The organism is Streptomyces sp. BF23-19 (genome assembly GCF_041106355.1).
Lineage (GTDB): Bacteria > Actinomycetota > Actinomycetes > Streptomycetales > Streptomycetaceae > Streptomyces > Streptomyces virginiae_A.
The window spans coordinates 1-12,884 of sequence record NZ_JBGBPT010000032.1 but is presented as its reverse complement, the minus strand read 5'-3'; the positions used below and the strand labels follow the sequence as shown (position 1 = coordinate 12,884).

Here is a 12,884-nt window from a genome sequence, read left to right as displayed (position 1 = left end):
TGTCAGCGCGTTTGCTTGCGCAGCAGAACCCCGTACCGTACTCCAGGAACCGAGGCGGCCAGCAGGTAGTGGCCGTTGTCGCGAAGGCGACCGGCTGCAGCGAGGTCCGTCAGGTTGATGATCGGGTCGGCGGCGAAGCAGTGGCCTACCCGTGCGATGTTGTCCGTATACAACTGCGCGGCCGTAAATCCCGCCTGAAGCTCTTTCATCACGATGATGGCTTCGAAGATATTGGTGTGCATGAGGATGTCGACCTCGTCGATTCCGATGGACGCACGTTTCATCAGCTGCGTGTTCACGCGGCGGGAGAGGTCCGGACTGATCTGGTTCGACCAGTCCAGGTCCTTCAGCTCGTGCGCCGCGGCACTCGCGACGATCTCGTACTCCCCGTCGGTGTCCGACACCAGCACACCGGCCGCGCCATCGCTGAACAGGGCGAACTTGGCCAGTCTTTCGGCCTCGACAGTGACTCGGTCGGTGGTGACGACCAGGACCCGCCGATGCATTCCGGAAGCGACGAAGGCCTCGGCGACTCGCAGGCCCGCCAGCAGGTTCGTGCATCGGTCGAGCGTGATGCCGAGGAAGTCGGTCTCACGCGTTCCCAACCCCTCCGCGATGGTCCGCACGAAACTGCCGTGGCTGTCCGGCCCCCCTGGAAAACTCGTGCAGCACAGCACCAGTGCGTCGACGGAGGAGGGGTCGACGCCGGCGGCGCGGAGAGTCGCCTTGCCCGCCTCGACCGCCAGGTCCTCCAGCGACTTGTGGCTCCGGTGCACATGGCCCCAGCCCCAGAGCTCCGGGGCATACGGCACACCTAGTTCACCGGCCCGCGCCTTCAGATCCGGAGTCTCGCTATGGTGCGACGCGATCTCCCCCAGCACGTACTGCGGTCCGCTCAGGAAGACAGAGGAGGAACTCATCGAGGCTCCACAACGGGATGTGTATTCGGGCGGTCGAGTTACTCAGAAGCTGCGCGAAGGTGAGGTGCGATCCGGGCAGCGTGGCCGGCGGGATCGAGGCCGGCAGCAGCAAGCGACCGATGTCGCACCACATCATCAGCTTGTGCTGGGCGAGGCGGTCGACGACACCGGCCGGGAGGAAGAAGAGCAGGAACGGCAGCACGCCGAGGCTTGACAGGATCGCCACGGGGGAGACCGACGAGCCGAAGAAGTCGTCGGCCGACACGAACGATGGACGGCCCGTGTCGGGGAGGCCGATCTCAGTCCGCGGGCGTTGTCTCGGATGCCGGTCCGAGTCCGGCCACCAGGCGCTCCAGCCCCGCGTCGTCCAGGCCGTCGAGGGCCGCCAGCAGCTGCGCGGCCGCCTCCGGGGAGGCGTCGTCGATGTCTGCCCCGGCGGGTCCGCCGGCAACCGGTCCGGCCGCGAACGTGGCGACAGACCCACCTTCCGCCCGCACCCGCGCCGTCAGACCATCCAGGGTGAGCTCCAGTAGCTCGCCGGCCGGGACGTCCACACCGAGATCGGTCCGCAGCCGGCTCCACAGCTCGATGGCCGCGAGCGAGTCGAACCCGAGCGAGACCAACGGGACGTCGCAGCTGAACGGGTCGGTCACGCGCGCCCGGATCAGCTCGTCGAGATAGCCGCGGACGGCCAGGAGGCCGTCGTCGTTGCCGATCGTCACTTGCCCGCGACCTCTCTGCCGTGATTCATCGGCCATCTCCCTGATCCTCGAACGGGGTTCGCCATGACTCTCCTGTGCAAACAATCCGACACTCGGCATCCGAACGGCGGCCGACACCACTTCTCCGCGGCACGCGAATACCCTCGCGGACCCTCCCCATGCTGGGCCTGTCTCGCCGGCGAGACAACACCGCACAGACCATCCCCGGCCCGCTCCGCACGCAGTGGTGTCATGAGTCCGTTCTCCTGCCCAGCACGGGCCGGGACGCGCTGACCTCGGCACTGAGCAGAGCGGCGAGCTCCCCGAGCGAATCCACTTCGAAGAACGCCCGCAGCCCCAACTCACAGCCCATGACGGCGCGCACCCGACCGATGACGGTCATGGCGAGCAGCGAATCTCCGCCGAGAAGGAAGAAGTTGTCGTCAACGTCCGTCTGCGGAATGCCGATCACCTCGGCCACGATCTGGCACAGCTGCCGTTCACGGGGGTCGTCGGACACCGAGACGCTTCGGACGGTGTCCGACACGGTGCCCGACGGCGCGCCGCCCGACAGTGTCTTGCGGTCCAACTTCCCGTCGGGCGTGGTCGGAAGAGCGGCGAGAACCTGCACCCGGTCGGGCAACAGAGAGGAGGGGAGCCTGTCGCGCAGGAACTCCTGGACGGTGGCGGGCGTCAGCGCGTCCTGGCCTTCGTCGCAGGGCACGACGTACGCCACCAGTTCGGCCACGCGGGTGCCGGCCTGGGTCGCCACGACCGCGGCGTGGGCGATGGCGGGATGCCCGAGCAGCACGCCCTCCACCTCAGCCGGCTCCACGCGCAGGCGGCGGATCCTGACCTGGTCGTCGAAGCGCCCCCACAGTTCCAACTGCCCGTCGGGAAGCAGCCGGCCCTTGTCACCGGTGCGGTACATGCGCCGTCCGGGGACAGGACTGAAGGGGTCGGCCACGAATCGCTCGCTGGTGTACGCCGGCTGTCCCGCATACCCCTGGGACACGCCGAGTCCACCGATGCAGATCTCACCGACGAACATGGGCGGCAGCAACTGCAACTGGTCGTCGACGACGTAGATCCGTGACGCGCCGGTTGCGCGGCCGGCCACCGGCTTCGGGTGTTCGCGAATCTCTGCCCTGGCCGACTCGACGGTGCACTCGTCGAGGCCGTAGACGTGGAACGCGAGCAGCCCGGATTGGTGGTGCAGACGCTGCCACAGCCGGTCGGACGGGCTCTCGCCACCGGTCACCACGATCTTCGGCGGGTGCGGGAGCGCCAGGAGGCCTTCGTCGACCAGCATTTCCAGCCGGCCGCTTGCACAGTCGAGTACATCGATCGCCGTTTCGGGATCTGCTCCACGGGCGAGGAGCTGATACGGGTCCGTTCGCTCCTCCTCGTCGATCAGTAGCAGCCGGTGCCCGAAGGCGATCATGCCGAGACAGTGATTGACGAACACGCCGGAGGTCAGGGAACTCAGCGTACCGACATTCACCTGACGGCCTTCGGGCAACCGTGCGTACACCGGCGCCAGTTGGGTGGTGGCAAGGGCGAGAAGGCTCGCCTGATCGATGACCACACCCCTCGGCTGTCCCGTGGAACCCGGTGTGAAGACCACGTAGGCCGGAGCGGCGGCCGGGCGACGCGCGAAGCCGCCGTCGGTCGGATCGTCTCCGGAGGCCTTCTCCGCGTCCGCCAGGAGGGCGGCTGCCGAGAAGGTCTCCACCTCGGCGAATGCCTCGTCCGCGATGACGAGAGCGATGCCCGCCTCCTTGAGCGGCAGTCGGCGGCGGAACTCGGGCTGTCGCGGATCCAGCAGCAGGAAGGCACCCCCCGCGCACCAGGTGGCGAGCATCGCGACGATCAGATCGCTGCGCCTGTCGAGGCAGATCCCCACCACGGTGCCGGTCCGCACGCCGCGAGCCTCAAGGCCCGTGGCCATCGTCCGCGCCCGGCCGGCCAGTTCGGCGAACGTGAGCCGCGCGCCGTCCGCGACGACTGCCTCCCGCTCGGGCACGGTGGCCGCGGTCAGTTCGAAGAGGTCCCACACGGACGTGGGCTCCGAGGGAGTACGGTCGACCTCCGGTTCACCGCTCGCGCCGAGCGCCAGCGTTTCCGTCAGTGCGGCCTGGTCGAGCAGCGGGATGCTGCCGAGTGCGACATCGGGTTGCCGGCTGAGTGAGCCCAGCAGGTCGCCGTAGGCCTTGGCGAACCGCTGCATGGCTGCCTCGGAGAACCGCCGGCGGTTGAATTCGACGTTGAGTGAGACTTCGCCTGCCAGCTGCTGTATGTCCAGCCTCAGGTCGAACTGAAGCCCCGACAATTCCGCAGGTTCCGGCTGGAGCGTCACCTGGAGGCCTTCGAGTGCCCATACGTCGCTCAGGTCGAGCATGCCGTAGGTGATGGCAGCGTCGAACAGGGGGTTGCGGTCGGCGTCACGCTCGGGAGCCAGTGCGCCCACCACCACCTCGAACGGGACGTCCTGGTAGTCCAGTGCGTCGTGAATCGTTTCGCTCGCGAGACCGAGAAGCTGATCGAAGGTGAGTGACGAATCCACCTGGCAGCGCAGTGCCACCGTGTTGGAGAAGAATCCGATCGTTCCGAAGAGTTCTGAGGTCGGCCGGCCGAGCGTCTGCGTTCCGACCGATATGTCGTTCGTTCCCGCCCAGCGCTGCAGCAGAACGAAGTATACGGACAGCATTCCGGCGAAGGGTGTCACCGAGCGAGCCCGGCAGAACTCTTCGAATTCTGCCACCACATTCTGCGGGACGGCGATCGGCAACCTCGATCCGATCATTTCGCCCGGGCTCTCCTCGCCGTCCTCGGGCATCGGCGCCGGCTGAATACCTGCCAGCCGGCCACGCCAGTAATCCAGGGCGGCCTCATCCACCTCGGAGGCGTTCTCCGTCAGGCAGAAGTCGGCGTACTGCGCGGCCGGCACCGCCAAGGCGGGCGCATGCGGGTCTGCGTAGGCGAGACGCAGTTCTTCGGCGAACACCTTCCCGGAGATTTCGTCCGTGATGATGTGGTGGAGCACGAAGACCACCAGGTGGAGGCTCGGCGATACCCGTATCACCGACGTTCGCCAGAGCGGGCCCGACGAAAGGTCGAACGGGAGGTCGACGACCCTCCTGGCCTCGGCGTCCGCCCATGCTCGGCGCTCGTCCTGCGAGTCGCCCTCGGCCTCCACGAGGTCGATCAGGACCGGCTGCGTGGCGTCGCCGTCCTCGTCGTGCACCAATTGGAAGACGTCGCCGTCGCGCTCCAGGAATGTGGTCCGAAATGCCTCGTGCCTGCTGCGCAGCACCTGAAGTGCGCGCTCCAGCCTGTCTGTCGAGAGATCTCCGGCGACGGTGAGAACCGGCCTCCAGACGTCAGAGGAGTTGTTCGGTCGCATCACCGAGGAGAAGTACATCCTGCGCTGCGGTGATGAGGCGGGAACCATCCGTGAATGACGCTTGCCCGCGAGACCGTCACCCTCAAGATCTGGCATATCCAGCCCATGTGTGTGATGCATTCGGGGCACGGAAGCCCTCCCCTATCGATCGGCCGTTCCTTCGGTAACACCCTATTTTCAGGCTCGATCGACGCAATCGTTCGAGCGTGCGTCAGACGGTCTCACGCGCTCCGCGTCGAAAGCCCGCCGCCGCGAGAAGGGCGTGGACCTCGACATGGCGCCCCCCTCGGGGTCCATATCCAGCCATGGCTGGAATGATTCGCTCCGCTCACGTGTCTCGCTGGCGAGACATCGTCAGGACGCAGATGCACTCTCGCACCGATCGGTCGGGAACGTGGCGAATTGTCCGATGGGGTGCATGGGGCGGCGTGGAAATGGTGACGCAAATGGGGGAGTTGGTGCCGGAGAGATTTTGCTTAAAGAAAACGTTTTATCGGTGAACGATCCCTCGACCCGCGTGAGCCCTCTCGCGTGCCGTAGCGAACGACCCACTTGTCGCGCAGAATTACGCCCCGGATGACATCCAACCGTTACGGTTGGCCAGTACATGCAAAGCATCAACCAACGGGGGATCGTTGAGCACTGCCATCCTAACAAAAAGGACAAACGAGACAACTGCGCGGAACGTTGCAACAGCAAGCACTGCGGGACAGCTGCGGAGTATGGGCGTGCAGTTCCACAAGTCCGGCTTGTCGTTCACATCCAGGCAGAGCGTCAATATGTGGGAGCAAGTCGGGACAGGGCTGCTCTCTTTCGCGGACTCTTCTACCTGGTGGGTCGCCGACTGGCTTGTTTATGGTGAATCCGAGTTCCAGGACCGATACCACGAAGCCGTCAAGCGGACGTCGCTCAGCTACCAGACGCTTCGTAACTACACGTGGGTCGCGCGCAAGTTCCCGCTGACCCGCAGGCGGCAGAATCTGAGCTTCAGTCATCACCTCGAAGTGGTGGCGCTCGATGAGCCGGAACAGGACTACTGGCTGAGGAAAGCGGAAGCGATGGGCTGGAGCAGGAACAAGCTTCGCGGGGAGGTTCGTAGCAGCCTCCGTGCGCGGCAGGGCGAGGTGACCGAGTCCGAAAGTCGCGCTGAGCTGGACAAAGGCGTCCCTGTCGAGGCCGGTTCGCCTTCGAAGCGGGTCGAACCCGCTGCGATCGGATCCGGCTCGGGTATGGATCAGCGCGATGCCGACCCCTCGCCCGAAGCGGGCCTGCTGCACATCGAACTCCCGGCCGAAATCCTGGCGCAGCTCCGGACCGCTGCCAGGAAGGAAGGTGCGCCGGTCGAGGCCTGGGCGATGGAGATACTGCGGCGGGCTGCCGGCGGGTCCTGAGGCGAGGGTGCCGTCGTACGTCGGGAGACCTCCTGGGTGCCTTCCCGACGTGCGGTGGCCGCCGGTACCGTGCTGAAAGCGAGCCACGGCGAATGTGTCACTCGCCGTTGGCCGGCCCAGGTAAATGCCTTCGGCGTCCTCGAATGGATTCGCCGCGAAATATCCTCAAGAACGGACCTGGCGTCCGGTGCGAGGTGCGCTTGTCCCGCCGGCGGGACAAGGTTTTCACCGGCAAAACCAGGATTCCTCATGTGGCTGGACGTGTTTGACCGGTGTCTATGATGTTGAAGGCGCTGTTGGGCGAATGGCATTCCAAGTATGAGGATGATAAATGACCCTGTCATTGTTGTGCGTACCTTTCGCCGGGAGCGGTGCCGGCTTTTACCGGGGCTGGCCGAACGGCGCTGATCAGGGTATTCGGATCGTCCCGTTGCAGATGCCCGGCCGGGAGGAACGTTTCCTGGAGGACCCGTACAAGGACGCCGCGGAGGCGGCCAAGGACCTTGCCGGCGCCGCGCTCCGCCTGGTCGGCGGGGCGCAGCGAGTGGTGCTCTTCGGGCACAGTCTCGGCGCCGTTCTCGCCTACGAGACGGCTCGTGAACTCCAGACGCAGGGCTTCACCGCGCTGGAGCACCTCTTCGTGAGCGGGTCCCCCGGTCCCCGGAGCGGTCGTACCGGGCGGACCGCCGAACTCGACGACGACACCTTCGTGGAGCGGGTCGCGGAGCTCGCCGGGTACCGGCATGAGGCACTCGACGACCCCGAGCTGCGGGAGGTGCTGCTTCCGTTGCTACGGGCGGACGTAGCCCTGCACGAGGACTACCGACCCGTTTCGGACGAGCCGTTGACGCTGCCTGTCACCGCCCTGCGGGGGACGGACGACGCCCTGGTGAGCCGGGCGCAGTGCGCGACCTGGGAGACGGCGACGACCGGTCCGTTCGAGCTGAAGGAACTCGCGGGCGGACACATGTATCTGACCGACAGACAACAGGAATTGCTCGCTGTCATCGACGCCGCGGCGCGAGGCGCCCGCACATGACGCGCGACAGGAGAAGTACCGCGGGTGCGGCCCTGGAGGGCCGGACCGTGGTGATCACCGGCGCGGGCCGTGGCCTGGGACGCGCCTGTGCGCTGCGGTTCGCGGAAGAGGGAGCCGACCTCGTTCTGCTCGACGTGGGCGAGGACATCGGTGGGGTCCCCTACCCCCTGTCGACGAGCGGTCAGCTCACGCACACCGCCAAGCTCTGCGAGGAGCGCGGCGCGGCGGTGCTGGCGGAGTCCGTCGACGTACGTGGCAGTGTCACGCCGGCTGTCGAGAAGGCGCTCGACCGCTTCGGCCGTGTCGATGTCCTCGTCAACAACGCGGGCATCGCCGCCCCTTCGGGAAAGGCTGTCCACGAGATCACCGAGGACGAGTGGCGTCTGATGATCGACGTCGACCTCTCCGGCGCGTGGCGCATGATCAAAGCCGTGGCGCCGACGATGATCGCTCAGCGGCGGGGCAGCGTCATCAACGTCTCGTCCACCGCCGGTCTGGTCGGCTACCGGCACTTCGCGGGGTATGTCGCCGCCAAGCACGGGCTGATAGGCCTGACCAAGGCCGCGGCTCTCGACTACGGGCCGTACCAGGTCCGGGTCAACGCCCTCTGCCCGGGCTCCGTCGCGGACGACCCGGTGGTCGACGGCCGGATGCTGTCCGAGATCGCTCGCTCCCTGGACGTGGCCGTGGAAGACCACGAGAGGGTCTTCGTCCAGGCACAGCCGATGAACTCGCTCATCGCTCCCTCCGACATCGCCGGCGCCGCCCTCTGGCTCGCCGGTGACGATTCCCTTCAAGTGACCGGCAGCGTACTGACGGTCGACGGGGGCTTCACCGCGCGCTGACCCGCGTCGCCCGACCGTGTTCCCCGCACCCTTCTTGGCGCACCGACAGGAGTTCTCCGATGGCGACAGCCCACTGGTCCGTGCCGCTGCAGTGCCACGAGCAGGCCGCCGTGTGCCACAGCTTGACGATCAGGTGCCCGCAGCCACCCAGCAGCAGCGAGCTTCGGCGACGATTGGAACAGGTCGGCGAACTCGCCGAAGGCGTGCTGTGGGAACGGCGCACCCGGGAGCGCTCGACGGCGCCGGAGGCGCAGCAGTACGCGGAACAGGAAGCCCGCCGGCCGCTGCGCGCCACCTCCGGTCCGCGGCTGCGCATCACGCTCGTGCGGCATACGGACGACGTCGCCGATCTGGTGCTGGTCGCCGCCCGTGACGCCCTGCCCCGGGCGGCACTGGGCGACTTGGCCGGGTTCCTCACCGGCGGTTCCCTGCCCCGAGCAGGTCGGCATGGCACCGCGCGTGAAACGAGCGGCGCGGGGGCCGCCCCGCTCGCGGGGCCGGAGTGGGGCCTCGGTGACCTCGCGCGCCGCGGTCTCGTCGGCTCGGCCCGTTTCTCCACGACGGTCCGCGAGAACCCGGTGGACCGGAAGCTGTTGATTTCCGCGATCGCCATCGTCCTGGCCCGGTACGACGCCGAGGAGACACCGCGGATCGCCCTGCTCGATCCCGACGCGGCAGGACCGGACGCATTGTCCAAATATGTCCTCAAGTACGACGAGACCATGTCCGTCGCCGCATTCCTCGCCGGTGGGCCCGAGACACCGGAGCCGGCCGGTGAACCGGCGACGGAACTCGGGGGTGGCCTCGCGATTCCTGTGGGCATGGTCTTCGGCGAGTGGGACGACGCGCGGCAGTACTACCCCTGCCTCGCGCCCGTCTTCCCCCTCACGCTCCAGGCCGAGCAGCGCCCGGACCGGTCCTGGAGCGGCACCTGCTGGTACGACGAGGGTGCGATCGATCCGCGGATCGCGCACGCCTTCGTCGAGCAAGTGGCCTATGTCGCACAGTGGTTGGCGGATCTGGGCGAGTCCGGCGAAGAGCTGCCGCTGTCGGCCACCCCCCTGATGCCGGCCGAACGCGCCGCGGACATCGTGCGGCGGGGAGCGACTCCTCCGATCGCCGTGACCTCCGCGGCCGGTTCGACGGTCCACGGGCGCTTCGAGGATCTGGTACGCCGCCATCCGGACGCGGTCTGCGTCACGGACGGCACCCGCACTCTGACCTATCGCCAGCTCGATGAGCAGGCCGAACTCATGGCCGAGGGGCTGCGCTCCTCGGGGGCGGTGCCGGGGAGCATGGTCGGCGTGTGCCTGGAGCGCGACGCGACGCTCGTCGTCACCTTGCTCGCGATACTCAAGTCCGGCTGCGCCTACGTACCCATGGACGTCACCTACCCGCACGAGCGCCTGCGTTACACGGTCGGCAGCGCCGGGGTGCGCGTCGTTGTCGCCGCAGCCGACGTGTTCCCGGTCGTCGAGGGCGTTCGGTGCGTGGCCCCCGAGGAGCTGCTTCGGCTCGGCGAGCGGAGCGTCTCCCGCGGCCGGACCACACCCTGCGACGAGAACGACCCCGCCTACATCATCTACACGTCCGGCTCGACGGGGCGGCCCAAGGGCGTCGTCGTCCCGCACCGCAACGTGCTGGCCCTGGTCGAGGGCACGGCCGAGGACTTCGGGCTCGGCGCGGACGACGTCTGGACGATGTTCCACTCCAGCGCGTTCGACTTCTCCGTCTGGGAGATCTGGGGCTGTCTGCTGACCGGCGGGCAACTCGTGGTGGTGCCCTTCTGGATCACGAGGGACACGGGGGAGTTCCACGCACTGCTCGCCGAACGACGCGTCACCGTGCTCAACCAGACGCCCTCCGCCTTCCTGCCTCTCGTCGCGCAGGACCGGGAATCGCCCGCCGAGCTCGCGGTGCGCCTGGTGATCTTCGGCGGTGAGCCGCTGGACGCCCGTGAGCTGCTGCCCTGGTTCGCCCGCCACCCGCAGGCGGAGTGTCGTCTGGTCAACATGTTCGGGATCACGGAGACCACCGTGCACGTCACGGCGCAGACCGTGACGCCTCAGGCGGCTCTGCAAGGGAGTCGGTCGGTGGGCCCGGCGCTCCCCGGCTGGTCGGTGTCCGTACGTGGACCGCGAGGAGAGGTTCTGCCGGTGGGAGCGGCGGGCGAGATCTGGGTCGGCGGGGCCGGCGTCGCCCGTCACTACCAGGGGCAGCCGGAGCTCACGGCGCGACGTTTCGTCATCGACCCGGTCACCGGTGAGCGGATCTACCGCAGTGGCGACAAGGGCCGCATGAGGCCCGACGGGTCCCTGGAACACCTGGGCAGGATCGACAGCCAGGTGAAGATCCGCGGGTACCGGATCGAGCCGGACGAGATCCGCAACGTCCTGCTCGGAGCACCGTCGGTCTCCGGGGCGACCGTCGTCGTCCACCACGACGAGAGTGGCGATCGAGCAGCCGACCGGCTGGATGCCTACGTAGTGCTCAAGAGGGGCACGACAGTGGCCATGGTCGCGGAGCATGCCAGGCAGCTTCTGCCCGACTACATGGTCCCGGCAACGGTCACAGAACTCGATGCCATCCCTTTGACGATCAACGGGAAGGTCGATGTCGCACAGCTCCCCGCACCGACTGCCGCTCGGCCGGCCGCGACGGAGTCCCCGGATCCCGTCGAGACCGGGTCCGCCGACCGGCTGGAGCGCGACATGCTGGACATCTGGAGCCGGCACCTGCGTACGCAGGTGGGCCCGGAGGACAACTTCTTCGCGCTGGGCGGCAACTCGCTCCTGGTCGTCCGCGTACTGGCCGAGGTCAAGGAGCTCGGTGCACCGAAGATCACCGTGCGGGATTTCTACCGGAACTCCTTCGCACGACAGTTCATCCAGCTGGTCAGGGAGCGGATCACTCTCGCTTCCGACGCCCCGGCCACCACTGGTGGCGCGCGGAGCTGACCTCGTCGCAGGGACGGGACCGGTGCTCACCTGACGACGTGCTGTGTGCCGCGCCACCCGCGGCAAGGTCCGACCCCGCGCCGTGCGGCCGTGGTCAGGGGAGGCGGATCGGGGTGGGTAGGAGCTTGCGGGCCGGTACCGGGTGCCACTGGACGGCTCCGGCACGGTCCCGTACGGCACGGCCGAAGGCCTGGTCCCCGAAGTGGAAGCCGAAGCCGTACGTGCGGGGGGCGAGCAACTGGGACAGGAGCTTCGTACGGGCTTTCAGCACGCCGGCGACGTCCGTGTCGGGGCCGGAAGGCCACTCGGGGTGGGCCAGCTGGGCCGGAGTGTGGAAGGCGTCGCCGAACACCAGGATCCGCCGCCCGCCGCAAGCCCGGACCACGTACGTGGTGTGGCCGGGGCTGTGGCCGGGGGTGATCAGCGCGGTGACGCCGGGCCACACCTCGGCGCCGTCGACGAAGTGCCGCGACTCGCGGGACATCGGCACCATGAACCCGTCCCAGGACGGCGCCCCCACATGGACGTCACCCCGCCAGAACGGGGCCCACTCTGCGCCCGCCACCAGGTAGTCGGCGTGGGGGAACGCCTTGCGCAGCACTTGGTCGCGGTCCCGGACGAAGCCGAGGCCCGTGTGGTCGGTGTGCAGGTGGGTGAAGGCCACCGTGTCGACGGACGCCGGTGGGACCCGCAGCGCCCGGAGGGTGCTCAGCAGCGCCCCGCCCCGGGAGGTACCGAGCGACGCGGGCAGGATGTTGCCGCCCAGGCCCACGTCGATCAGCAGCCTCCGGCCGCCCCGCTCGACGAGCACACCGCCGGCCGAGGCGGCGATGCGCCCGGAGCGGGTCAACGCCTCGGGGTGGTCGCGCCAGTAGGAGGCGGGGACGGCGGGCAGGAATCCGGCGGGGTCCAGTTCCATCGCCGCGTCGACGACGTAGGTGAGCCGGGTGTCGCCCAGGGTGAGCGTGCGCACGGCCGACTGGTCGCTCAGCGCGCCGATGTGCCGTGAACCGTGGACCGAGGTGGCGGGGTCGTCCGCGGCGTGTGCGACGCCCGACGTGACGCCGGCCAAGGGGGCGGACACCGCCGCCGCGGTGGCGAGCGCGGTGCGCAGCACCCCCCGGCGCGAGAGGCCGGGGGTGCGGTGGACGTCTGTCATGGCGGACTCCTCGGGGGCAAAACGGGGGCAACGGGTGCGGGGCGTGCCGGTGGCTTCGGGCGTGGCGGTGCGGGTGCGTCAGCCGGTGTTGCGCAGCCCGGCGGCGACCCCGTTGACGGTGAGGAGCAGGGCCCGGGACAGCAGGCGGTCGGGCTCCGCCCCGGCGGCGGTCGCGTCCCGTTGCCGCTTCAGGAGGGCCACCTGGAGGTAGGAGATCGGGTCAAGATAGGCGTCGCGGACCGCGAAGGTCTGTTTCAACAGCCCCTGATCGGCCAAGAGTTCGGTGCCACCGGTGATGCGGAGGACTTCGCGGACGGTGAGTTCGTGTTCGGCCTCGATGCGGGCGAAGACGTGCTTGAGGTGGTCGGGTACGAGGGTGTCGACGTAGTGGCGGGCGATCCGTAGGTCGGTCTTGGCGAGTGTCATCTCGACGTTGGACAGGAAGTTGCGGAAGAAGTGCCAGCGT

General features: G+C 68.2%; 10 protein-coding genes. 4 read left to right on the top strand and 6 right to left on the bottom strand.

Annotation, left to right across the window (positions count from 1 at the left end; genetic code table 11):
* Window positions 1-2: 2 nt before the first annotated feature.
* The 4 genes from AB8A24_RS19435 to AB8A24_RS19420 all read right to left on the bottom strand — a co-directional run bounded on the left by AB8A24_RS19435 (window position 3) and on the right by AB8A24_RS19420 (window position 5,123).
* Window positions 3-920, bottom strand: a complete 918-nt coding sequence (locus AB8A24_RS19435) for a 3-oxoacyl-ACP synthase (RefSeq protein ID WP_369476843.1) — start codon at window positions 918-920, stop codon at window positions 3-5.
* Window positions 853-1,185, bottom strand: coding sequence for a hypothetical protein (locus tag AB8A24_RS19430; RefSeq protein ID WP_328961275.1), 333 nt, complete (start codon window positions 1,183-1,185; stop codon window positions 853-855). Before AB8A24_RS19430 ends, AB8A24_RS19435 begins: the two co-directional genes overlap by 68 nt.
* 34 nt (window positions 1,186-1,219) lie before the next feature.
* On the bottom strand, window positions 1,220-1,642 hold the full coding sequence (locus AB8A24_RS19425) for an acyl carrier protein (RefSeq protein WP_328961274.1): 423 nt from the start codon (window positions 1,640-1,642) through the stop codon (window positions 1,220-1,222).
* A 229-nt stretch (window positions 1,643-1,871) separates the two neighbouring features.
* Window positions 1,872-5,123 (bottom strand): condensation domain-containing protein, encoded by a 3,252-nt coding sequence (locus AB8A24_RS19420; protein WP_369476840.1) that lies wholly within the window; start codon window positions 5,121-5,123, stop codon window positions 1,872-1,874.
* Window positions 5,124-5,749: 626 nt separating this feature from the next.
* Between AB8A24_RS19420 and AB8A24_RS19415 the strand changes: the two genes are divergently transcribed.
* The 4 genes from AB8A24_RS19415 (at window position 5,750) to AB8A24_RS19400 (ending at window position 11,259) form a co-directional block, all read left to right on the top strand.
* A complete protein-coding gene (locus AB8A24_RS19415; protein WP_328961272.1) occupies window positions 5,750-6,418 on the top strand; it encodes an LmbU family transcriptional regulator in 669 nt (222 codons plus the stop codon).
* 331 nt (window positions 6,419-6,749) lie between these two features.
* Window positions 6,750-7,457 carry an alpha/beta fold hydrolase gene (locus AB8A24_RS19410; RefSeq protein WP_328961271.1) on the top strand — a complete coding sequence of 236 codons (708 nt, stop codon included), beginning with the start codon at window positions 6,750-6,752 and terminating at the stop codon, window positions 7,455-7,457.
* Window positions 7,454-8,302, top strand: coding sequence for a mycofactocin-coupled SDR family oxidoreductase (locus AB8A24_RS19405; RefSeq protein ID WP_328961270.1), 849 nt, complete (start codon window positions 7,454-7,456; stop codon window positions 8,300-8,302). Before AB8A24_RS19410 ends, AB8A24_RS19405 begins: the two co-directional genes overlap by 4 nt.
* Window positions 8,303-8,361: 59 nt before the next feature.
* Window positions 8,362-11,259 (top strand): non-ribosomal peptide synthetase, encoded by a 2,898-nt coding sequence (locus AB8A24_RS19400; protein ID WP_328961269.1) that lies wholly within the window; start codon window positions 8,362-8,364, stop codon window positions 11,257-11,259.
* 94 nt (window positions 11,260-11,353) lie between these two features.
* On the opposite strand, the gene AB8A24_RS19395 is transcribed toward AB8A24_RS19400, so the two are convergent.
* Together AB8A24_RS19395 and AB8A24_RS19390 are read right to left on the bottom strand one after the other, a co-directional pair.
* A complete protein-coding gene (locus AB8A24_RS19395) occupies window positions 11,354-12,418 on the bottom strand; it encodes an MBL fold metallo-hydrolase (RefSeq protein ID WP_328961268.1) in 1,065 nt (354 codons plus the stop codon).
* A gap of 78 nt (window positions 12,419-12,496) precedes the next feature.
* Window positions 12,497-12,884: phosphoenolpyruvate carboxylase (locus tag AB8A24_RS19390; protein ID WP_369476836.1), on the bottom strand; the 388-nt coding region annotated here is incomplete at its 5' end.

Excerpts from the sequence above, each read along its gene's own strand:
- AB8A24_RS19415 (WP_328961272.1), top strand. The coding sequence starts at position 5,750 with ATGGGCGTGCAGTTCCACAAGTCCGGCTTGTCGTTCACATCCAGGCAG.
- AB8A24_RS19405 (WP_328961270.1), top strand. The coding sequence starts at position 7,454 with ATGACGCGCGACAGGAGAAGTACCGCGGGTGCGGCCCTGGAGGGCCGG.
- AB8A24_RS19420 (WP_369476840.1), bottom strand. The coding sequence starts at position 5,123 with ATGCCAGATCTTGAGGGTGACGGTCTCGCGGGCAAGCGTCATTCACGG.
- AB8A24_RS19400 (WP_328961269.1), top strand. The coding sequence starts at position 8,362 with ATGGCGACAGCCCACTGGTCCGTGCCGCTGCAGTGCCACGAGCAGGCC.
- AB8A24_RS19410 (WP_328961271.1), top strand. The coding sequence starts at position 6,750 with ATGACCCTGTCATTGTTGTGCGTACCTTTCGCCGGGAGCGGTGCCGGC.
- AB8A24_RS19435 (WP_369476843.1), bottom strand. The coding sequence starts at position 920 with ATGAGTTCCTCCTCTGTCTTCCTGAGCGGACCGCAGTACGTGCTGGGG.
- AB8A24_RS19395 (WP_328961268.1), bottom strand. The coding sequence starts at position 12,418 with ATGACAGACGTCCACCGCACCCCCGGCCTCTCGCGCCGGGGGGTGCTG.